The 462-nt window shown below is 55.6% G+C and carries 1 protein-coding gene; it reads left to right on the top strand.

The annotated features are described in order from the left end of the window. Nucleotides 1-264: 264 nt before the first annotated feature. Nucleotides 265-462 (top strand): hypothetical protein (locus EXE42_RS16875; RefSeq protein ID WP_137707051.1); only part of this gene is annotated, 198 nt, incomplete at its 3' end.

The following is a 462-nucleotide window of genomic DNA, read 5'->3' as shown; positions in this document are numbered from 1 at the left end:
GCGGAAATATAAGTTACAAGCCCGCTGAAACAACGGTACAATGAACACCGCAGCAACGGCTGTCGGTGTACTGTTCGGCGTCGGACTCACAGCGTTGACATACGGAGCGTTGTACGGCCACAAGCGATACGTCCTGCTCGGCGTATTGACGCTCTCAATCGGTGTCCTGCTGCTAGCGTCAGCGTAGCCGCTGACGTTCTTTTTCTGTCACAATCGCTCTCACAGGCGCTTGTGACCGTTCGGAGTCGGAACGTCCAGTAGATCATGACAGACGAAACCGTTAGTCTGAACGCCGAACAGCTCGCGAAACACGCGATGTACCAAGCGTACGAGTCCCGCGACGACTACTGTTTTGGTACTGTTCCCGACGAGATCAAGGGTTTCTCGCTGTACGACGCCCACAAAAACATCACCGAGGTAGACGAGATCACCACGGAGTCCCGTCACGGCCCCTCGTTCAGC

It is taken from the genome of Halorubrum sp. SP3, assembly GCF_005435195.1.
Lineage (GTDB): Archaea > Halobacteriota > Halobacteria > Halobacteriales > Haloferacaceae > Halorubrum > Halorubrum sodomense.
The sequence above is the reverse complement of the archived record's forward strand: the minus strand, read 5'-3'. Positions and strand labels throughout refer to the sequence as shown.